The organism is Pseudoxanthomonas suwonensis (assembly GCF_010093235.1).
GTDB classification, from domain to species: Bacteria; Pseudomonadota; Gammaproteobacteria; order Xanthomonadales; family Xanthomonadaceae; genus Pseudoxanthomonas; species Pseudoxanthomonas suwonensis.
The window spans coordinates 1-18,726 of sequence record NZ_PDWP01000042.1 but is presented as its reverse complement, the minus strand read 5'-3'; the positions used below and the strand labels follow the sequence as shown (position 1 = coordinate 18,726).

The 18,726-nt window shown below is 71.9% G+C and carries 17 protein-coding genes; 2 read left to right on the top strand and 15 right to left on the bottom strand.

Features of this window, described 5'->3' with window-relative positions; translation table 11 throughout:
* Positions 1–411: 411 nt before the first annotated feature.
* Entirely contained in the window at positions 412–1,248 is an 837-nt protein-coding gene (locus CSC68_RS15050) for an XdhC family protein (protein ID WP_246193622.1), read from the top strand.
* A gap of 64 nt (positions 1,249–1,312) precedes the next feature.
* Here the strand turns inward: CSC68_RS15050 and CSC68_RS15045 are convergent, their stop codons facing one another.
* The 9 genes from CSC68_RS15045 to CSC68_RS15005 form a co-directional block, all read right to left on the bottom strand.
* Positions 1,313–2,587, bottom strand: a complete 1,275-nt coding sequence (locus CSC68_RS15045) for a hypothetical protein (protein WP_162204417.1) — start codon at positions 2,585–2,587, stop codon at positions 1,313–1,315.
* Between the two features lie 10 nt (positions 2,588–2,597).
* Positions 2,598–4,727 carry a TonB-dependent receptor gene (locus CSC68_RS15040; protein ID WP_246193620.1) on the bottom strand — a complete coding sequence of 710 codons (2,130 nt, stop codon included), beginning with the start codon at positions 4,725–4,727 and terminating at the stop codon, positions 2,598–2,600.
* A 110-nt stretch (positions 4,728–4,837) separates the two neighbouring features.
* Complete coding sequence (locus tag CSC68_RS15035; protein WP_162204415.1) at positions 4,838–5,227, bottom strand: DUF2946 family protein; 390 nt, start codon at positions 5,225–5,227, stop codon at positions 4,838–4,840.
* Positions 5,228–5,306: 79 nt separating this feature from the next.
* Entirely contained in the window at positions 5,307–6,011 is a 705-nt protein-coding gene (locus CSC68_RS15030; RefSeq protein WP_281353885.1) for an HAD family hydrolase, read from the bottom strand.
* A complete protein-coding gene (locus CSC68_RS15025; RefSeq protein WP_162204418.1) occupies positions 6,008–6,718 on the bottom strand; it encodes a pseudouridine synthase in 711 nt (236 codons plus the stop codon). Before CSC68_RS15025 ends, CSC68_RS15030 begins: the two co-directional genes overlap by 4 nt.
* Before the next feature lie 8 nt (positions 6,719–6,726).
* The gene (locus CSC68_RS15020) at positions 6,727–7,803 is read right to left on the bottom strand and encodes a class I SAM-dependent methyltransferase (protein ID WP_162204414.1); all 1,077 of its coding nucleotides are present in this window, start codon (positions 7,801–7,803) and stop codon (positions 6,727–6,729) included.
* Positions 7,804–7,858: 55 nt separating this feature from the next.
* Positions 7,859–9,175, bottom strand: coding sequence for a Xaa-Pro dipeptidase (locus CSC68_RS15015; protein ID WP_162204413.1), 1,317 nt, complete (start codon positions 9,173–9,175; stop codon positions 7,859–7,861).
* Between the two features lie 307 nt (positions 9,176–9,482).
* Positions 9,483–10,553 carry an alanine racemase gene (alr, locus tag CSC68_RS15010; protein ID WP_162204412.1) on the bottom strand — a complete coding sequence of 357 codons (1,071 nt, stop codon included), beginning with the start codon at positions 10,551–10,553 and terminating at the stop codon, positions 9,483–9,485.
* A 55-nt stretch (positions 10,554–10,608) separates the two neighbouring features.
* The gene (locus CSC68_RS15005; protein WP_162204411.1) at positions 10,609–11,919 is read right to left on the bottom strand and encodes a D-amino acid dehydrogenase; all 1,311 of its coding nucleotides are present in this window, start codon (positions 11,917–11,919) and stop codon (positions 10,609–10,611) included.
* Positions 11,920–12,067: 148 nt separating this feature from the next.
* Here CSC68_RS15005 and CSC68_RS15000 point away from each other — a divergent pair, with 148 nt between their 5' ends.
* Entirely contained in the window at positions 12,068–12,571 is a 504-nt protein-coding gene (locus CSC68_RS15000) for a winged helix-turn-helix transcriptional regulator (protein WP_162204410.1), read from the top strand.
* A gap of 208 nt (positions 12,572–12,779) precedes the next feature.
* Here CSC68_RS15000 and CSC68_RS14995 read toward each other — a convergent pair whose 3' ends face one another.
* The 6 genes from CSC68_RS14995 to CSC68_RS14970 form a co-directional block, all read right to left on the bottom strand.
* On the bottom strand, positions 12,780–14,960 hold the full coding sequence (locus CSC68_RS14995; RefSeq protein ID WP_162204409.1) for a carboxy terminal-processing peptidase: 2,181 nt from the start codon (positions 14,958–14,960) through the stop codon (positions 12,780–12,782).
* Positions 14,961–15,176: 216 nt separating this feature from the next.
* Complete coding sequence (lipA, locus tag CSC68_RS14990) at positions 15,177–16,190, bottom strand: lipoyl synthase (RefSeq protein WP_162204408.1); 1,014 nt, start codon at positions 16,188–16,190, stop codon at positions 15,177–15,179.
* Positions 16,191–16,295: 105 nt separating this feature from the next.
* Positions 16,296–16,925 carry an ATPase gene (locus CSC68_RS14985; RefSeq protein WP_162204407.1) on the bottom strand — a complete coding sequence of 210 codons (630 nt, stop codon included), beginning with the start codon at positions 16,923–16,925 and terminating at the stop codon, positions 16,296–16,298.
* Between the two features lie 3 nt (positions 16,926–16,928).
* Positions 16,929–17,309, bottom strand: a complete 381-nt coding sequence (locus CSC68_RS14980; protein WP_162204406.1) for a type II toxin-antitoxin system Phd/YefM family antitoxin — start codon at positions 17,307–17,309, stop codon at positions 16,929–16,931.
* Positions 17,310–17,641: 332 nt separating this feature from the next.
* A complete protein-coding gene (lipB, locus tag CSC68_RS14975; protein ID WP_162204405.1) occupies positions 17,642–18,340 on the bottom strand; it encodes a lipoyl(octanoyl) transferase LipB in 699 nt (232 codons plus the stop codon).
* On the bottom strand, positions 18,328–18,606 hold the full coding sequence (locus CSC68_RS14970) for a DUF493 family protein (RefSeq protein WP_162204404.1): 279 nt from the start codon (positions 18,604–18,606) through the stop codon (positions 18,328–18,330). Before CSC68_RS14970 ends, lipB begins: the two co-directional genes overlap by 13 nt.
* Positions 18,607–18,726 lie beyond the last annotated feature (120 nt).

Sequence of the window (18,726 nt, the reverse complement as noted above, 5' to 3'; positions counted from 1 at the left end):
CCCTCACTCCGCCCCCCCACAGGAGTCGTGGAATGTCCGACCCATCCCTCCCGTCGCATCGCGGCGCCGCCGGCGTCTGGCCCGGAAGCGCACTGCCCTCCGGCCGCACCCTTGCGGGCGGGCCCCGAGACATTGGGGCAGGCAGGCAGCCTCCGTTGACCCGGCACCACTCAGGAAGCGAGCGGAGCGCCGCATGAGCACGGAAGCGCCCCCCGCTCCCTCCGCGCCGGCATTCGTGACGCTGCACGCCAACGCGCAGGCGCAAGTGCGCCCCCATGCGCGCAGCGGCTTCCTGCGCGAGGGCAACCCGCGTCCCGTGCTGAACGCGGCGCTGCGCCTGGCCCGCGCCCGGCGCGGCCCCTGGCCCTGGTGCTGGAAGCCGAGGGCCCCACTTACGCGGCTCCCGGCGCAATGGCGGCGTTCGACGGCCTGCAGGGTCCGGTCGCCGGCTGGCTCACTGGCGGCAGCATGGAAGCGGAACTGGCGCGGCGGGCCGCCGAAGCGGACGCGTCCGGCCATCTGGAATGGCTGCAGTTCGACGGCCAGGGCGGAGGTCGCGCCGGCGCGGGGGAAGGCTGGACCGGACAGCTGCGCATTGCGCTGCTGCCCCTGCGCAGCCTGCCGGGCGTCGAGGAACCGCTTGCGGCGTGGCTGGAAGGCGGCGTGTCGCTGCGGCGCAGCCTGAGCCGCGACGGCCGGGTAAGGATCGAGGCCGATGGCAGGCCACTGCCCGCCTGGCACGTCCCCGCCGCCACCCCGGCGTGGCGCGATGCGGCCTCGGCCTGGTCGCTTTCGCTGCTGCGCCAGCCGCAGGTCCTGCTGCTTGGCGCCGGGCCGGAGACCCCGCCGCTGCTGCGACTGTTGCGCGACCTCGGCTGGCGCAGCCGCGCAGGCGAGCACCGGCCGGAGTGGATGCCTGCCTGCGCCGCGGCCGACAGCCGGGGCTTCGATCCATCCGGATGCGATGCAGCGCTGGTCATGCACCACGCCTTCGAGGCCGACCGCCTGGCGTTGCAGCGCCTGGCCGCCAGCGACGTGCCGTTCATCGGGCTGCTGGGCCCCGCCGCGCGGCGCGACGGACTGCTCGGCCAGTTGAGCGCCGGCGAACGCGGTGCACTGGAGGGCCGGCTGCATGCGCCGGTCGGCCTGGACCTCGGCGGACGCGGGCCGGAGGCGATCGCACTGGGCATCGCCGCCCAGCTGCAGGCATGGCGCAGCGGACGCGAGGCATCCGCGCCCGACGCGTGAACCGGCGCGGGCTTCGGCCGGCGCGCATGCCGGAACGCGACAACCCGCGCAGCCCAGCTACGGCTCAGCGCACCACCGCACCACGCAGCACCGGCCCGCCTTCGTCGACCTCGGTCCACACCAGCCATGCCGCGCCGGCGGCGACCTGCATCCGTGGCAGGCCGCTGGCGCGTCCACGTGCCGGGAAGCTGGCCACCTCGATCGCTTCCGCGCGCGGGAGATCGTCCGGGTAGCGCGCCAGCCGCAGGCGCTGGGTGGTGGCAGACGCCTGTTCCAGCCAGGCGACATGCAGCCCTCGCCCGTCGGCGGCCAATGCCACGCGTCCGAGCACCTGCGGGCCCCGCGCCAGCGTGACCGGCGCGGCGAAGCTGTCGCCGGCGTCGTCCGATACTGCAAGCCTCAGCTCCGGGGCGCCATCGGCCTCGGTGTACCAGGCCACCCACGCGCGCGATCCGTCGGCGGCAACCGCCGGCCCGTTCACCGGGCATCCGGGAAAGCGCCAGCCGTCCGCGTACACCGCGCGCGGCGGCGTCCACGCATCGCCATCCAGGCGGACGATGCGGGTGTCGCGCACCTCGTCCTGCGTGCGGCCACGGTAGACCACGACCACGCCGCGATCGGTCCGCGCCGACGCCGTGGGGCAGCAATCGCAGGTCGAGTCGTCCAGCGGCCATTCCCGCAGCTGCGCGCCATCGCCGCCGTGGATGGCCGCGCGCAGCATCATCGCCGCGCCGCCTTCGTGCTGGTGCGCGTCATGGCCGGTCCGTCCGGCCGCGGCCTTCTGCCGGCTGTCCAGCCAGGCGATGCCCAGCCGGCCTTCGCCCTGGTCCCAGAAGGTCACGAAACCGTGGTCGCCGCGGGTGCCTGGTGGATGCACCGGCGCCGCCTGCTTCCAGCTGCGCCCGCCATCAGCCGAGCGCGCAAGCACGATGCCGTAGTCCATCCGCGATGGCCCGGTGCTGCGCAGCCAGTGCGCCCACAGTGAGCCATCCCCGGGCGCATGCACGTGCGGGGTATCGGCCCAGTTCACGAACCAGTCGTCGCCCTCGGCGATGGTGAGCGCCTCGTCCCAGCCGCCGTCGCTGCGGCTTGCCGCCAGGCGCAGGCGGTGGCCGGCACCCGCCGGTTCCACCCACGCCAGCAGCAGGCGGCCGTCGGGCGCCAGCGCCAGGTCGGGCTGCGCCGCGCCCGGCGGTGCCGGCAGCTTCCAGTCCTGCACGGTCAGCGCCGGCGTGGCGGTGGATGCGTCGCGCTGGCAGGCGACGAGGGACGAGGCCAGCAGCGCCGCCTGGAAGAAGCGGATGGCCAGGCGTGTGGTAGTTCGCGTGCGTGCATCCATGGCGTGCTCCTCAGTCGAAGTCCTGGCGCAGGACCAGCTCCCAGCTGCGCGGGTCGCCGAGCCAGGCCATGTGTTCGCCCACCGCATGCGCGACGTAGCGGCGGTCGGACAGGTTGCGGCCGCGCAGCACCAGCGCGGTACGCGGACCAGCCTGCCAGGACAGGTGCGCCCCGAGCGTGGCATATCCCGGCACGCGCAGGGTGTTGCCGGCGTCGGCGTGGCGCGAGGACACCGCGCGTGCCTCCGCGCCGAGGGTCCAGTCCTGCAACAGCCGCCACTCCAGCCACAGGTTGGCCACGCGGGACGGCGTGTTCGCCGGGTGGTTGCCTGCGCGCGACACCACCGTGCCGCCAACGCTTTCGTTGAACTCGTCCAGGCGCGCATCCACCCAGGCCAGGTTGCCGTCGAGCGCAAGCGAATCCAGCGGACGCCAGCCGAAGGCCAGCTCCAGCCCGCGCGAGGACTGCCTGCCGACCGGTAGCGTCTGCCCCGGCTTGTCCGGATCGGCGATGGCGAGGTTGCGGCGCACGATCCGGTACGCGGCCAGGGTGGCGTGGCTGCGGCCATCGGCGGACTGCAGCTTGGCACCCAGTTCGCCCTGGCGGCCGGTGGACAGGTCGAAGTCGCGCAGCGCGCCGAAGCTGGCGGTGCTCAGCACGCCCGAGGGCGGGTCGGCAGCGGTGCTGGCCTGGGCGTAGAGATGTGCATTCGGCGTCACTGCCCAGTCCAGGGCGATGCGCCCGGTGGTGGGCTGGTAACTGCGCTCGAAGCGGCGCGGGTTGCTCGCGCTGGCCGCGCGGTGGTTGAGCACGTCCAGCACCACGCGCTCGTGGCGCAGGCCGGTGAGCAGCGAGAAGCCGGCGCCCAGTCCGGTCAGGTTTTCTGCGTACAGCGAATGGCTGCGCAGGCGGTTGGTACGGTCCGGCCGATGTTCCAGTGCCGCGCCCGGGACATCGAGGAAACGGCCTGGCGCCACCGCATCCACCGGTACCGTGTCGACCACGCCCGGCAGCGAGAGCGGGAAGCGGGTCTGGCGGTTGTAGCTGGCTTCCGCGCCCAGGCTCCAGTGCGAAGGGAGGCCGGCGATCCGGCCATCGTGCAGCCACTCCACGCGGTCGCCCCATACCTCCTGGTCGTGGCGCTGCAGCAGCGCAGCGGAGCGTTGCACGCCACCATCGACCAGGCGGTAGCTCTCGACGTTGCGGTAATCGCGCAGCGCGTCGTAGTGGTAGAGCGTGTTGCGCAGGCGACCGCCCGTGGCCGGTTCCCAGTCCAGCAGCGAACGCGCCCAGCGCACGTCCTGGGCATAGCGGCCATCGCCCACGTTGTAGTTGCGGGCGGCCAGCGCCGATGGCACGCGCATGCTTCCATCGACGGCCACGGCCGGCGTGCCCCAGTAGGGGCGAAGCACTTCCTCGTCCTGGTGTTCCAGGGCCAGAGTGTGCTCCAGCCCGGGCCGCAGCCGGATGCGCCACGAGGCCGCCACGGCCAGAGCATCGCGCTGCTGCGCATCGATCCAGCTGTCGCCGTTGCGCAGGCTCAGGTCCAGGGCCAGCGCCTGGCGTGCCCCGGCATCGCGCAGGTTGGCGCCCATCGCCAGGGTGCCGTCGCGGCGCGAGCCCCACGAGGCCTGCCAGCGCGCCTGGTCATGGTCGAGGCTGGCCAGCCGGGTCACGTAGTTGATCGCGCCGCCGACCGCGCCCACGCCATGCAGGAAGCTGGACGGCCCGCCGATGGCCTCCACCCGCTCGTACTGCCAGGCATCCACCGGGCGCGCGGCGATGGTGGCGTACTGCACGTCGATGCCGTTGAACAGCTGGCTGACCTGGCTGCCGGAGAAGCCGCGCCAGGTGACGGTGTTGCCATGTCCCGGCGGCGACGCAACGGTGAGGCCGGGTACGCTGGCCAGGGCTTCGGCTGTGGTGCGCACGCCGCGCGCGTCGAGCAGGTCGCGGTCGATGGTGGTGACCGCGGCGGGGGTCCCGATCACCGGCAGGTCCAGGCGCGAGGCGCTGCCGGAGGCACGCTGCAGCGGCTTGGCGCGGGCGGTGACCCGGATCGCGTCCAGGGTGGGGGCGTCCGCCACGTCGGCCGCGCCGGCCGGGGGCAGCAGCAGGTACAGGCACAGGGCGGCAGGCACGGATACGGCCCGCCGTGCCGCGACACGCGGCAAATCGGAAATCGGCATCACTGGCTCCAAGGCACGTTGGCGGCGCGCGGCGTCAGCCGCGCGAACGTCGGTCCGCAACTTCAGGGCAGGATGGGCGGGCCACGGCTCCCGGGACCGTGAAGGCGCCGGAAGCGGCGCCCGGGCGCATGTCGGCGTGCAGGCGCCGCCTCCACGGGAGACAGCGCCAGGGCCGCTGGCGGCGCAGCGGGCCCGAGCAGGGACGTGGCCAGCGGGCAATAGGGGCAGTCGGCATCGCCATGGGCCGCCGGCAGCGGAACGCCATCGGCACTCCGCGCCTCGCTTGGCAGCCGCTGCAGGCCTTCGCTGGTGCACAGCTCGGACCACCCGGCCAGCAGTTGTGGCGTACCGGACGCCAGCGCACGCCCCACTGCTGGCGCCAGCGCCAGCAGCAGCACCGCCAGCAGGGCCAGGCGGGCCATGTTGCGATGGAGGCGGGACGCTCGCTGCATGGGCCCGATTGTAGGCAGCCACGCCCGCGCCTGCAGCGGACCGATTGTCCCAGGTGGAACGGGTCCGGTCCTGCGCGGCTCACCCTGCGGCCGGCGCCTCGGCCATCGCCGCCTGCAGCAGCGGCAGCACCTCTTCCAGCGAGGCGGCGATGCGGTGGCCCAGGGCCCGGGTGTCCACGTCCGGCTGCACTAGGTCCGGGACCTGGATCGGGGTCATGCCGGCGGCCAGCGCCGCGCGCACGCCGGTCGGCGAGTCCTCGAGCACCAGGCAGCGCGCGGGCTCCACGCCAAGCCGGCTGGCGGCGAGCAGGTACACGTCCGGTGCGGGCTTGGGATGCGCCACGTCCGAGGCGGTGCAGATCACCGGGAAGTACGGCTCCAGGCCGGCCTGGCGCAGCTTGTGCGAGGCCAGCGGATTGCGGGTGGAGGTGGCGACCGCGCGCGGCACGTCGTTTTGCCGCAGCCACTGCAGCAGGGCGACGATGCCCGGCCGGGGCGGGATGCCGGCATCGACCATGGCGTCGTACTCGGCGCCGGAGCGCGCCAGCAGCTCGGCGGCCGCGGCCTCGCCCAGGCGTGCGGCCAGCAGCGCGCGGCAGGCGGCATCGCCGGTGCCGACCATCTGCAGCCAGTAGTCCTCGGGCAGGTCGTGGCCGAGCGCGGCGGCGGCGCGCGCGTAGCAGCGGGTGATGGCGCGTGCGCTGTCCAGCATCAGCCCGTCCATGTCGAACAGCACCGCGGCCGGCGAGAACGGCAGCGGCGCGATCGCCGCGCCGGGGCTCACGCGGAAGCTCCGTTGAACAGCACCCCGAGGTCTTCCGGCCCAAGCTGGCGCCACTGGCCCTCGGCCAGGTCGCCCAGCGCCAGCCCGCCGACCTGCGGACGGTGCAGCGCCAGCACGCTGTTGCCGACCGCGGCGAACATCCGCCGCACCTGGTGGTAGCGGCCTTCGTGCAGGACCACGCGCGCGCGGCGCGGTCCCAGCACCTCCATCGCCGCCGGCAGCAGCGGCGTGGTCTCCGACTCCAGCATCAGCGTGCCGCTGGCGAACAGGGCCGCCTCGTCGCCGCGCAGGTCCTCCGCCAGCTCGGCCTCGTACACCTTGGCCAGCTTCGACTTCGGCGAGACGATCCGGTGCAGCAGCTGGCCGTCGTCGGTCATCAGCAGCAGGCCGGTGGTGTCTCGGTCCAGGCGGCCGACGGTGGACAGCACCGGGTCGCGCAGGCGGAAGCGCGGAGGCAGCAGGTCGTAGACGATGCGGCCGGGATCCTTGGTCGAGCAGGTGTAGCCGGCCGGCTTGTGCAGCATCAGCACCAGGCCCGGCGGCGGATCCAGCGGCTCGCCGTCCACGCGCACGTTGTCGTGGTCCAGCGGATCGTCCTGGTACAGCACCTCGCCGTTGGCGTCGGTGACCCGGCCCTCGCGGAACATCCAGGCCACTTCCTTGCGGCTGCCATAACCCAGGTTGGCCAGGTGCTTGACCAGCTTCATCGACTTGCTCAACGCGACGCTCCCTTCAATGCCTCGATCACCTTGAAACCTCCCGCCTCGGCGAGCACCCGGCGCTCGCCGAACGCCTGCGCCAGGGTGCCCTCATACGGCAGGTGTCGGTTGGCCACCAGCAGCAGGCAGCCTCCCGGACGCAGGGCCTGCGCCGCGACCTCGATGAAGCGCTGGCCCAGCTCCGGACGGTCGCCGCGGTCATGGGCGTGGAAGGGCGGGTTGCTGACGATGAAATCGTAGCCGTCGCGCGGCAGCCCGGCGGTGACGTCGTGCCAGTGGAAACCCGGCGTGATGCGCGCGCCTTCCAGGTTGCGGCGCGCCAGCTCCAGCGCGCGGAATTCGGCCTCGTACAGGTCCAGCGCGCCCACGCCCGGGGCGCGTTCCAGCACCTCGGCCGCCAGGTAGCCCCATCCGGCGCCCAGGTCCGCGCCGCGCCCGCGCAGGTCGGCCGGCAGCTTGGCGGCCAGCAGCGCGGAGGCGGCGTCGATGCGGTCCCAGGCGAACACGCCCGGGCGGCTGTGGAAGCGCCCGCCCAGCAACGGCCTCACCGCGTCGCCGCCACGCCATTGCGCGGCCAGCGCGGCGTCGGCCGGCCCCTGCAGGGGCGGGGTCCAGAACACCCGGCAGTGGAACTTGGTCAGGTGGCCGTCCATGCCGGCCAGCTGCTGCAGGTCCTTCTCGCGCGAGCGTGCGCCTTCGTCGTTGGAGACGGCGGCAACGACTCGTGCGCCCGGCGCCGCCAGGTCCACGGCACGGGCCAGCAGGGCGCGGGCCTCCTCGCGCTGGCGCGGCGGCAGTACCAGCACCAGCGACGCCGGCTGCTCGTCATCGCCCAGCTCCGGGACCACCTCGACGCCGGCGCGCTGCAGCGCTTCGGCCAGAGGCCGGGAACCCTGCACGCAGCGCAGGCCGGACAGGTCCATGCGACGCAGCGGCCAACCATCGCGTCCGCGCAGGAACAGCACGCGGCCCTGCGGCCAGGCCAGGGCGCCGTTCTCGAACGGCAGCAGCAATGCCTTGAGGGGTTCGTCTTCGGTGCTCACGCGTCGGGGCGATGGCGGCGGGGCGGCCATTATCCGCCAGACGCGGGCGCCGGCCGGCGGTGGATCACCGCCGCCCAGCCGGTGTTCAGCGTCCGTGCTCGCCCGGTGCGAGATGGACGCGCCCTTCCTTCATCACGAAGCGCACGTCCTCCAGCACCGACACGTCCTGCAGCGGATCGCCCTCCACCGCGACCAGGTCGGCGTACATCCCAGGCTTCAGCGCACCGGCCTGGTCCTCGATGCCGAACAGGCGCGCGGTGTTGAGCGTGGCGGCGCGGATGGCCTGCAGCGGGGTCATGCCGAACCGCACCATGCGCGAGAACTGGCGCGCGTTCTGGCCGTGGGGATACACGCCGGCGTCGGTACCGAACGCGATCGTGACGCCCGCCTGGTGGGCGCGGCGGAAGTTCTCGCGCTGGATGCCACCGGTACGGCGCTCCTTCTCCAGCGACTCGGGCAGGATCCCGGCCTTCTCGCCTTCGCCGAGGATGAACTCGGTGTTGTAGATGTCCATCACCAGCACCGCGCCGTTCTTCTTCGCCAGGGCGATGCCCTCGTCGTCGATGAAGCTGGCGTGCTCGACCGAGTCCACGCCGGCCAGCAGCGCATTGCGGATGCCGCTGGCGCCGTGCGCGTGCGAGGCGACCTTGCGCCCGTGGCTGTGTGCCTCCTCGACCAGGGCGCGCAGCTCCTCCAGCGTGTACTGCGGCGCGCCCACCTTGGTGCCCCTGGACAGGACGCCGCCGGTGGAGCAGGTCTTGACCAGGTCCACGCCGTACTTGACGTTGCGCCGCACCTGGCGCCGCACTTCCCATGGGCCGTCGGCCACGCCCTCGCCCTGCGACCTGCGATCGTAGGGAAGCAGGTTGTCGTCGCCGCAGTGGCCGCCGGTGATGCCGATCCCGGGGCCGGCGGCGATGATGCGCGGCCCTTCCACCACGCCCTCGGCGATGGCATCGCGCAGTGCCACGTCGGCGTAGCCGGGGCTGCCGAGGTCGCGCACGGTGGTGAAGCCGGCGCGCAGCGTCGTGCGCGCATTGGCCGCGCCGTGCAGCGTGGCCGTGGCCAGGGAATCGCCCAGGCTGGCGTAGCCATGCTTGCCGGCGTCGCCGACCAGGTGGGTGTGCGCGTCCATCAGGCCCGGCAGCACGGTGTAGGCGGACAGGTCGTGGACGGTCGCGCCCGCGGGCGGCGGCAGCTCCGCGGCTGGCTCGACGCGCACGATGCGGCCGCCCTCGGCCAGCAGTGCGTGGTCCTCGAGCAGGCGCCCGGATTCCACGTCCAGCATCCGGCCCGCGCGCACATAGACGGAGTCGGCCTGCCGGGCCAGCGCGGCCGGCGTGGACAGCAGGGCGGCGATCAACAACAGGGTGCGCGACGGCGACGGCAGGCGGACGGGCATGCAGGATTCCCCGGAAGCGGATGGCCGGACTCTAGCGGTGCCCGTGCTGCGTTGCAAAAAAGCCGGCCCGGTGCGGGGGGGGGTCCGGGAACGCGGCGGTCCGGCCGGTGCCCGACGGCCGCCCGCAGCAGGGCCGGCGGCAGGATCCGGGTTCCACGCACCGGGGTCGGCACGCGCGGCGCTCCTTTGGTGCAACCGCGCATGCTGCGGTGGAGTGCGCCGGGCAGGTCTCTCCCGCGGGAAGACGATCCGCGATGGGAGTGCGGCGCTGGAAGTCCCGCCGATGGCGGCGGCGGCGTACGCGTGCTCAGCCCACGTGCTGCAGCGGCACGCGCTTGACCGCGCACAGCAGGCGGTAGCTGCTGGTCTGGCTGTGCGCGACCACCTGTGCGGCCGGCACCTGGGGACCCCACAGTTCGACCGCGCTGCCGACGCCCGCATGCGGATGGTCGGTGAGGTCGACGGTAAGCATGTCCATCGAAACGCGGCCGACCAGCCGCCCCGGGCGGCCATCGATCGCGACCGGCGTGCCGTTGACCGCGAACTGCGGATAGCCGTCGGCATAGCCCATCGCCACCACGCCCACCCGGGTCGGGGCCTCGGTGACGAAGCGCGCGCCGTAGCCCACCGGCTCGCCCGCGGGCAGCTCGCGCACGGCGATCACCTTCGACTCCAGGGTCATCACCGGACGCAGCTGCGCGGCCAGGTCGTGGTCCTGCGGGAACGGCGAGACGCCATACAGCATCAGTCCCGGGCGCGCCCAGTCGCCGCGAGCCTGCGGCCAGCCCAGCAGGGCCGGCGAATTGCAGATGCTGGTCTGCCCGGACAGACCGGTGGTGGCCTGGGCGAACAGCGCCAGCTGCTCGCGGGTGCGTTCGCAGTCCAGTTCGTCGGCGCGGGCGAAGTGGCTCATCTTCACCGCCATGCGCACGTGCGGCAGCGCCTCCAGCCGGCGCCAGGTGGCGGCGTAGTCGCCGGCGCCGATGCCCACGCGGTGCATGCCCGAATCCAGCTTCAGCCACACCGTCAGCGGCGCCGGCAGCGGCGTGCGCTCCAGCGCCTCGACCTGCCATGGCGCGTGGACCACGCACCACAGGTCGTGCTCGACCAGCAACGGCAGCTCGGAGGCCTCGAAGAAACCTTCCAGCAGCAGGATCGGCTTGCGGATGCCGGCCTCGCGCAGGACCAGCGCCTCCTCGATGCAGGCCACGGCGAAACCGTCGGCTTCCGGCTCCAGCGCCGCGGCGCAGCGCACCGCGCCGTGGCCGTAGGCATCGGCCTTGACCACGGCCAGCGCGCGGCCTCCGCCAAGGCTGCGCGCCAGGCGGTAGTTGTGACGCAGGGCGTCGAGGTCGATCAGGGCGCGGGCAGGACGCATGGCAGGCCGGGGAAGCGGAAACGGAGGAAGAACGGAGCGGGATGCGCGCGCCGGATCAGGGCGACATTGTCGCCGGAACCGGACCCTTGCCGTCGCCGCGCGCACCGCCACGGCCATAGCGCGAGATGTCCAGGCCTTCGCGGCGGATGCCGGTGGGCTGGCGCGCGATCACATCGGCCAGGTAGCGGCCCGAACCGCAGGCCATGGTCCAGCCCAGGGTGCCATGGCCGGTGTTGAGGTACAGGTTGCGCAGGCGGGTCTCGCCCACCACCGGGGTGCCATCGGGCGTGGCCGGGCGCAGGCCGGTCCAGAACGTGGCCTGCGACAGGTCGCCGCCACGCGGGTAGAGATCGTTGACCACCTTCTCCAGGGTCGCGCGCCGGCGCGGATCCAGGCGCAGGTCGAAGCCGGCCACCTCGGCCATGCCGCCGACACGGATGCGCTGGTCGAAGCGGGTGATGGCGATCTTGTACGTCTCGTCGAGGATGGTCGAAGTCGGCGCCATCTCCGGATCGGTGATCGGGATGGTCAGCGAGTAGCCCTTGAGCGGGTACACCGGCAGGTCGATGCCCAGCGGCCGCAGCAGCTGCGGCGACCAGCTGCCCAGCGCCAGCACGTAGCGGTCGGCGGTCTCGACGCGGCCGTCGATGCGCACGCCGGTGACGCGCTCGCCATCGGACTCGATCGCCTCGATGGTCGCGCCGTAGCGGAACTCCACGCCCTGCGCCGCGGCCATCGCCGCCAGGCGCTCGCTGAAGAGCTGGCAGTCGCCGGTCTGGTCGCCCGGCAGGCGCAGGCCGCCGACCAGGATGTCGGACGTGGCCGCCAGGGCCGGCTCCACCCGGGCGATGCCGGCCCGGTCGAGCACCTCGTAGGGCACGCCGGCCTGCTCGAGCACCGCGATGTCGCGCGCCGCGGCGTCGAGCTGGGCCTGGGTGCGGAACAGCTGGGTGGTGCCCAGCCTGCGTCCTTCCCAGGCCAGCCCGGTCTCGGCCGCCAGCTCGTCCATGCAGTCGCGGCTGTACTCGGCCAGCCGCACCATGCGCTCCTTGTTCACCGCGTAGCGGGCCGCGGTGCAGTTGCGCAGCATCTGCCACAGCCAGCGGTACTGCTGCGGATCGCGGGTCAGCCGGATCGCCAGCGGCGCGTGTTCCTGGAACAGCCACTTGATCGCCTTCAGCGGCACGCCCGGCGCCGCCCACGGCGAGGCGTAGCCCGGGGAGATCTGCCCGGCGTTGGCGAAGCTGGCCCCGCGCGCCGGGCCCGGCTCGCGGTCGACCACGGTCACCTCGAAGCCGGCGCGCGCCAGGTACCACGCGCTGGCCACGCCGATCACGCCACTGCCAAGAACCAGGACACGCTGCATCGCACCCTCCGTCAGGAGCTTTCACTGCCCCGAACGCCGGAGCCATGGAATGCGCGCATACTACCGCCGCGATTCCGGGATTATTTTCTGATTTTCAGGACATATCCGGGTCTTTGTCCCGCTACAGAACGCTTCCATGGAGGTTTCCATGCCCGCCCGCCCCGAACGCCCGCGCGGCGACCGCACCCGCGACCTCGACAGGATCGACCGCCACATCCTGCGCATCCTCCAGCAGGAGGGCCGGATCTCCTTTACCGAGCTGGGCGAACGGGTGGGGCTGTCGACCACGCCCTGTACGGAACGGGTGCGCCGGCTCGAGCGCGACGGTGTGATCACCGGCTACCACGCCCGCCTCAACCCGCAGCACCTGGGCGCCAGCCTGCTGGTGTTCGTGCAGATCAGCCTGGCCTACAAGTCCGGCGACATCTTCGAGGAATTCCGCCGTGCGGCGCTGAAGCTGCCCAACGTGCTGGAGTGCCACCTGATGTCCGGCGACTTCGACTACCTGATCAAGGCGCGCATCTCGGAGATGGCCTCCTACCGCAAGCTGCTGGGCAGCAGCCTGCTCACCCTGCCGCATGTGCGCGAGTCCAAGAGCTACATCGTCATGGAAGAGGTCAAGGAAACCCTGGCGCTGGAAGTGTCTGAGTAACGTGATTGGTGATTGGTGATTGGTGATTGATGATTCGTAGCCGGGTAAGCGGAGCGCGCGGGCAGGCGCCCCGGATGCGGCCGTTTGGCCTTGTCCGGGCTCCGCGCATGCCGCCCCTCTCCCATGGGGAGAGCGGAGCAGGCCTTGTAATGGCAAAGAAAAACGGCGGCCCTGAGGCCGCCGTCACTCACTGCATTGCCAGCGCGGCTCAGCGCGCCCAGCGCACCGCCGAGGCGGTGCGCGGCAGCACCTCCGCGGTCAGCGGACGGTCCTGCTCCAGCAGGCCGATGGCGTTGGCCAGGATCGCCGCCGATTCGCGCTGCAGCGGATCCGGGCGCTTCTCGGCGGCCTTCTCGCGCTCGGCGTCCTTGACCACGTCACGCTCGTTGGCGGTCAGGCCGTCGTCGATCTCCTCCGCCAGCGGATCCAGGTCCAGGCCCTTCTCCTTGCGGATCGCCTGGCGCTCCTTGCGCTGCTTCTCCTGGCGCTCGCGTTCTGCGCGGCGTTCGGCCTCGTTGAGCGACAGGTACTTCTTCGCCGCTTCCTCGCGGTAGCGGGTCACGTCCTCGCTCCACCACTGGAATTCCAGGTCGTCGGCGATGCGGCGCGCATGCATGGCCTGCAGGCGCGGCAGCAGCGGCTGGAAGTTGCCGTAGCGTTCGTGCGGGACGGCGGCGATGCGCGTCCACGGCAGGGCGTTGTCGTACGTGCTCTCGCCGAACTCGTTGGCGTCCACGCTCAGCGGGTAGGCGATGTCAGGCACCACGCCCTTGTGCTGGGTGCTGCCGCCCTCGATGCGGAAAAACTGGGCGATGGTCAGCTTCACATGGCCGAAGCGCGGGCCTTCGGAGGCCGGCCAGCGGTCGAGGTCGACCAGGTTCTGCACCGTGCCCTTGCCGAAGGTGGTCTCGCCGATGATCAGCGCGCGGCCGTAGTCCTGCATCGCGCCGGCGAAGATCTCCGAGGCCGAGGCCGAGGCGCGGTTGACCAGTACCGCCAGCGGGCCGTCCCAGGCCACGCCCGGGTTGTTGTCGCTGTTGACCGTCACCCGGCCGCCGGACTCGCGCACCTGCACCACCGGGCCGCGGTCGATGAACAGGCCGGTCAGCTGCACCGCCTCGTCCAGCGAGCCGCCGCCGTTGTTGCGCAGGTCCAGCACCACGCCGTCGACCTTCTCCTCCTTGAAACGCGCCAGCAGCCTGGCCACGTCGCGGGTGGCGGAGGTGTAGTCGGTGCCGTTGCGGCGGCGCCCCTCGAAGTCCTGGTAGAAGGTCGGCAACTCGATCACGCCGATCTTGCGCGCCGGCAGGCCGTCCTGCGCCGGGATGTTGTAGAGCTTGCTCTTGGCCGCCTGCTCGGACAGCTGCACCCGCGCGCGGGTCAGGGTCACGGTGCGGTGCTCGCCATCGATGCCGTTCTCGGCCGGGATGTACTCCAGCCGCACCTGGGTGCCCTTGGCGCCGCGGATCTTGGCGACCACGTCGTCGATGCGCCAGCCGATCACGTCCTCGATCGCGCCTGACTTGCCCTGGCCCACGCCGACGATGCGGTCGCCGGCCTTGAGCGTGCCGTCCAGGGCGGCCGGGCCGCCCGGGATGATCTCGCGCACCACGACCACGTCGTCCTGGCGCTGCAGCTGGGCGCCGATGCCCTCCAGCGACAGCGACATGGCCTGGTTGAAGTTCTCGGCCGTGCGCGGGTTGAGGTAGTTGGTGTGCGGGTCGATCGACGCGGTGTAGGCGTTGAGGAAGATCGAGAAGACGTCCTCGCTCTTGAGCTGGTCGACCGAGCGGGCGATCTGGGCGTAGCGCTTCTCGAGGGTCTTGCGGATCTCGTCCGGCTCCTTGCCGGCCAGCTTCAGCCGCAACCAGTCGTTCATCACCGACTTGCGCCACAGGTCGTCGAGCGCCGCGTCGTCCTGCGCCCAGGGGGCGTCCTCGCGGTCGTACTCCCAGCGCTCCTGGCCGTCGAAGTCGAAGCCGCCGGCGGCCACCAGCTTCTGCGCATAGGCGACGCGCCCGGCCACCCGCTCGCGGTACACCGAGAACATGGCGAAGGCAGGGGTCGGGTCGCCGCTGCGCACCGCGTCGTCCAGGCGCAGGCGGTACGGCTCGAAGCGCTGGATGTCGGCGGCGGTGAAGAACTGCTTGTTGGCGTCGAGCGACTCCAGGTAACGCTTGAAGATCTCCTCCGACATCGCGTCGTCGGCCGGGCGCGGACGGTAGGCATAGCGGCTGTCCGACAGCAGGCCGTAGACCAGCTTGGAGGTCGTGGCCTGGTCCGCGGTGGGGGCGATCGCGACCTGCGCCGGGACCTCGGTACGCGCGAGCAGCGCGGCGGGGATGGCCAGCAGGAGGGCAAGCAGGGCAGCGGTGGTTCTGGAGTTCATGCAGTGGCTCGGGCCGGGGGTGGCCGTTGGGGGTCGGGCGTCACGGTTACTGGGACCGCGTCCGGCGCCGGAAGTTGCCGGGCGGGTGGCGCGGGCACGGGAACGTTCCGTCGCAGGCTAGCGACTGCGGCGTACGGAAAAGTGAACAGGAACGGCGTGGCGAACGGGCGGGACGGGGCCGGCGCCCGCTCTGGCGGATGGCGGGGCGTGGCCCGCTCAGGCCGCGACCCCGGCGCCGGCCGCCTGCCGGTCGGCGTGGTAGGACGAGCGCACCATCGGGCCGGAGGCGACGTGGCTGAAGCCCAGCCCGTAGCCGTACTCCTCCAGCGCCTTGAACTCCTCGGGGGTCCAGTAGCGCATCACCGGATGGTGGTGCGCGGTCGGCTGCAGGTACTGGCCGATGGTGACCATGTCCACGTCGTGCGCGCGCAGGTCGCGCAGGGTGGCCTGCACCTGCTCCATGGTCTCGCCCAGGCCCAGCATGATGCCGGACTTGGTCGGGATCGACGGGTGCTGGGCCTTGAAGTTCTTCAGCAGGCTCAGCGACCACTGGTAGTCCGCGCCCGGGCGCACGTTGCGGTACAGGTCCGGCACGGTCTCGATGTTGTGGTTGAACACGTCCGGCGGATTCTGCGCCAGGATCTCCAGCGCGCGCTCCATCCGGCCCTTGCCACGGAAGTCCGGGGTCAGGATCTCGATCCGGGTGCCGGGCGCGCGCTCGCGGATGGCGGCGATGCAGTCGACGAAGTGCTGGGCACCGCCGTCGCGCAGGTCGTCGCGGTCCACGCTGGTGACCACCACATACTTCAGGCCCATGTCGGCCACGGTGTTGCCAAGGTTCACCGGCTCCTGCGGATCCGGCGGCTTCGGCCGGCCGTGGGCCACGTCGCAGAACGAGCAGCGGCGGGTGCAGACCTCGCCCAGGATCATGAAGGTCGCCGTGCCGTGGCCGAAGCACTCGTGGATGTTCGGGCAGCTGGCCTCCTCGCACACCGTGACCAGGCGGTTCTCGCGCAGCTTGGCCTTGAGGTTCTGCACGGCGTTGCCGGACGGGATGCGCACGCGGATCCACGACGGCTTGCGCAGCACCGGGGCGTCGGCGAACTGGACCGGCGAACGCCCGATCTTGTCCCCGCCCAGCTGCTTGGCGCCGGCCTGCAGCGGAGCCGCCTGCGCGGCGGGTTCGGACAGGACCTGGAGCGGAATCGTGCGGGGGGCGGGCGTGCTCATGCCGCCTATTGTAGGCCGGCGCCGCGCTGCGCGCCCGGTGCCGGCAGCACCGGGGCCGGAACGCCGCGTGGCGGCGGATGGAACGGGTGCGCCCCCCGGACGGCTTCAGGCCGGCGGAAACAGCTCCAGGGCACGGGCAACGACGGGCTGTGCCCACGGCGGCGTGGCAGCGAGCTCCTCCTTCGTGGCCGGAAAGAGCACCTTCCCGCCCTCGACTTCCAGCACCACCTGCAGGTCGGCACCATCGCTGCCTGCCGGCCGGCTGTTGTCGTAGACGTGGAGCACCTCCAGGCCGGGCATGAGCGCGACCAGGTTCTGCACGGAGGAGACATAGCGCGAACGGATCCTGTCTTCCGGGATGTCGTGGCCGCCCCTGGCGACGCGCGCCCTCACCCGCTCGATGTGGAGCCCCGGACTGGCCAATCCGATGAACCAGATCTTTACCTGGTGGGTGTTGCAGGCTTCGCGCAGCAGGCGCGGGATGGTGTTGGCACCGAGCGTGGTCTCGAAAGCGTAATCGGTGCCCCGTGCAATGGCGTTGACCAGGCGCCGCCTGCCCTCGGCCCAGGCCTCGCTGTTGGCCTCTTCCTGCGACATGCCGGTGGCCCGCATGAGTTCGCGGGCGTAGGTGTCGGGATTGAACCAGGTCGCCCCCCTTGCCCGCAGGATTCCGTTGCCCAGCAGGCTGCTCTTGCCCGCGCCATTGATGCCGGCAAGGCAGAGGATCTCCGCCATGGGTCAGAGCGATTCCCCGACCGGGATCCGGCCGCGATGGGCACGGTGGCCGGTCGCCGCCTTCAGGGTCTGCCCGTCTTCAAGTACCGCAAGCCTGCGGTCGAACTCCGCCTGCAGGCGTGCCATTGCCAGCTGCCGCTGCGCCACCGGATCGGGGCCTGCCGGCGCCTCGAACGGGAGTGGGCCGGTATCGGCCGTTGGCTTGCGACTGCCGGATGAGGCGGCCGCCACCAGGCTGGCGTAATGCTCCGGATCAACCAGGACCGCAGCAGGGCGCTTGTGGTTGAGGATAAGCAGGGCGTTCTCCTTGCCGATCCTCCGCACCATCCCGGCCCAGTCGCTCTTGACCTCGGTCGAAGTCGCCACCTCGAGCATGTCGATCATCCTGGCGGCCTCGACGCGGGGCGATGCCAGCGTGCCCTGGAGCGATCCAGGCGATGCCTTGCGGACCACGGCGGCAGGCGCAGCCTTCTTCCCGCGCGCAGGCGACGGGTCCGGCCCCTTCCTGCGCCGCTGTGATTCGGGCGTCCTGACCGGCCGGACCATCACCTCACTCCATCGGGGAACTGTCGACCCACTGTACGCCAGAAATGTGCGAAATGGATGAATTGTCCATTTTGTCCATCCACCATTCGCAGGCTGCAATGGGGGCCGGCGACAAGGCGGACAGAGGCGCGCTTTCCGGGCTACACCAGCCGTCTGGCGCCTGGAGGCCGTCAGTTCGACAGGTCGGGCAAGCCGGCCTGCGCCTGCAGCTCCAGCCCGAACTGGCGCGCGACCTGCTCCAGCAGCACCGGCTTGACCGCGTCCATCGACGACGGTCCGCCAAGGTCCTGCAGCGAGGTCACGCGCAGCCCCTGGTAGCCGCAGGGGTTGATCCGGTGGAACGGTTCCAGGTCCATGCCGATGTTGAATGCCAGGCCGTGGAAGCTGCAGCCGCGGCGCACGCGGATGCCCAGTGCCGCGACCTTGGCCCCGCCCACGTACACGCCCGGGGCGCCCTCGACGCGCTCGCCGCCGATGTTCCACTCGTCGAGCGTGTCGATGATGGCCTGTTCGATCCGGCACACGTACTCGCGCACGCCCACGCCCAGGCGGCGCAGGTCCAGCAGCGGATACAGCACGATCTGGCCGGGACCGTGGTAGGTCACCTGCCCACCCCGGTCCACGTGCAGGACCGGGATGTCGCCGGGTGCCAGCACGTGCTCCGGCTTGCCGGCCTGGCCCAGGGTGAACACCGGCTCGTGCTCCACCAGCCACAGCTCGTCCACCGTCGCGTCGTCGCGCGCATCGGTGAAGCGCTGCATGGCTCGCCATACGGGATCGTATGCCTGGCGGCCAAGGTCGAACACGCGCGCCGGGCGCGGGGCCCGGACCGGCGGCACGGGGGCGTCGCAGGCGCTCACAGCGTCCACTTCACTTCCGGGTGGTCGCGCAGGGCCTGGTGGGCGCGCTCGTACTGCTCGCGGCTTTGGGCGCGGAAGCCGATGCGCACGGACACGTACTTGCCGTTGGAGGAATGCTTCCACTGGATGCTTTCCTCCAGCACCTGCACGCCGGCGGCTTCCAGCAGCTTCGGCAGCTCGGTCTCCAGGCCCTTGTCCGCAGCGCCCATGGCGCTGAGCTCGAAGGTGCCGGGGAACTGGAAGCCGTGCTCGGGGTTGTCGGATTTGATTTCCATCGGGGCATTATCGGGGCCTGCGTGCACGAACCCAAGCGGCGGCGTGCTGCAACGCACCGGTGCGGCCATGCACGCCCCGGGGACGCTTCCTATGCGATTCAATGCGCGTCCCTCCCCCCC

Bases quoted from the DNA above. Each gene is read 5' to 3' on its own strand.
- CSC68_RS15050 (WP_246193622.1), top strand. From the start codon at position 412: ATGGCGGCGTTCGACGGCCTGCAGGGTCCGGTCGCCGGCTGGCTCACT.
- CSC68_RS15045 (WP_162204417.1), bottom strand. From the start codon at position 2,587: ATGGATGCACGCACGCGAACTACCACACGCCTGGCCATCCGCTTCTTC.
- CSC68_RS15035 (WP_162204415.1), bottom strand. From the start codon at position 5,227: ATGCAGCGAGCGTCCCGCCTCCATCGCAACATGGCCCGCCTGGCCCTG.
- CSC68_RS15025 (WP_162204418.1), bottom strand. From the start codon at position 6,718: ATGAAGCTGGTCAAGCACCTGGCCAACCTGGGTTATGGCAGCCGCAAG.
- CSC68_RS15020 (WP_162204414.1), bottom strand. From the start codon at position 7,803: ATGGCCGCCCCGCCGCCATCGCCCCGACGCGTGAGCACCGAAGACGAA.
- CSC68_RS15015 (WP_162204413.1), bottom strand. From the start codon at position 9,175: ATGCCCGTCCGCCTGCCGTCGCCGTCGCGCACCCTGTTGTTGATCGCC.
- alr (WP_162204412.1), bottom strand. From the start codon at position 10,553: ATGCGTCCTGCCCGCGCCCTGATCGACCTCGACGCCCTGCGTCACAAC.
- CSC68_RS15005 (WP_162204411.1), bottom strand. From the start codon at position 11,919: ATGCAGCGTGTCCTGGTTCTTGGCAGTGGCGTGATCGGCGTGGCCAGC.
- CSC68_RS15000 (WP_162204410.1), top strand. From the start codon at position 12,068: ATGCCCGCCCGCCCCGAACGCCCGCGCGGCGACCGCACCCGCGACCTC.
- CSC68_RS14995 (WP_162204409.1), bottom strand. From the start codon at position 14,960: ATGAACTCCAGAACCACCGCTGCCCTGCTTGCCCTCCTGCTGGCCATC.
- lipA (WP_162204408.1), bottom strand. From the start codon at position 16,190: ATGAGCACGCCCGCCCCCCGCACGATTCCGCTCCAGGTCCTGTCCGAA.
- CSC68_RS14985 (WP_162204407.1), bottom strand. From the start codon at position 16,925: ATGGCGGAGATCCTCTGCCTTGCCGGCATCAATGGCGCGGGCAAGAGC.
- CSC68_RS14980 (WP_162204406.1), bottom strand. From the start codon at position 17,309: ATGATCGACATGCTCGAGGTGGCGACTTCGACCGAGGTCAAGAGCGAC.
- CSC68_RS14970 (WP_162204404.1), bottom strand. From the start codon at position 18,606: ATGGAAATCAAATCCGACAACCCCGAGCACGGCTTCCAGTTCCCCGGC.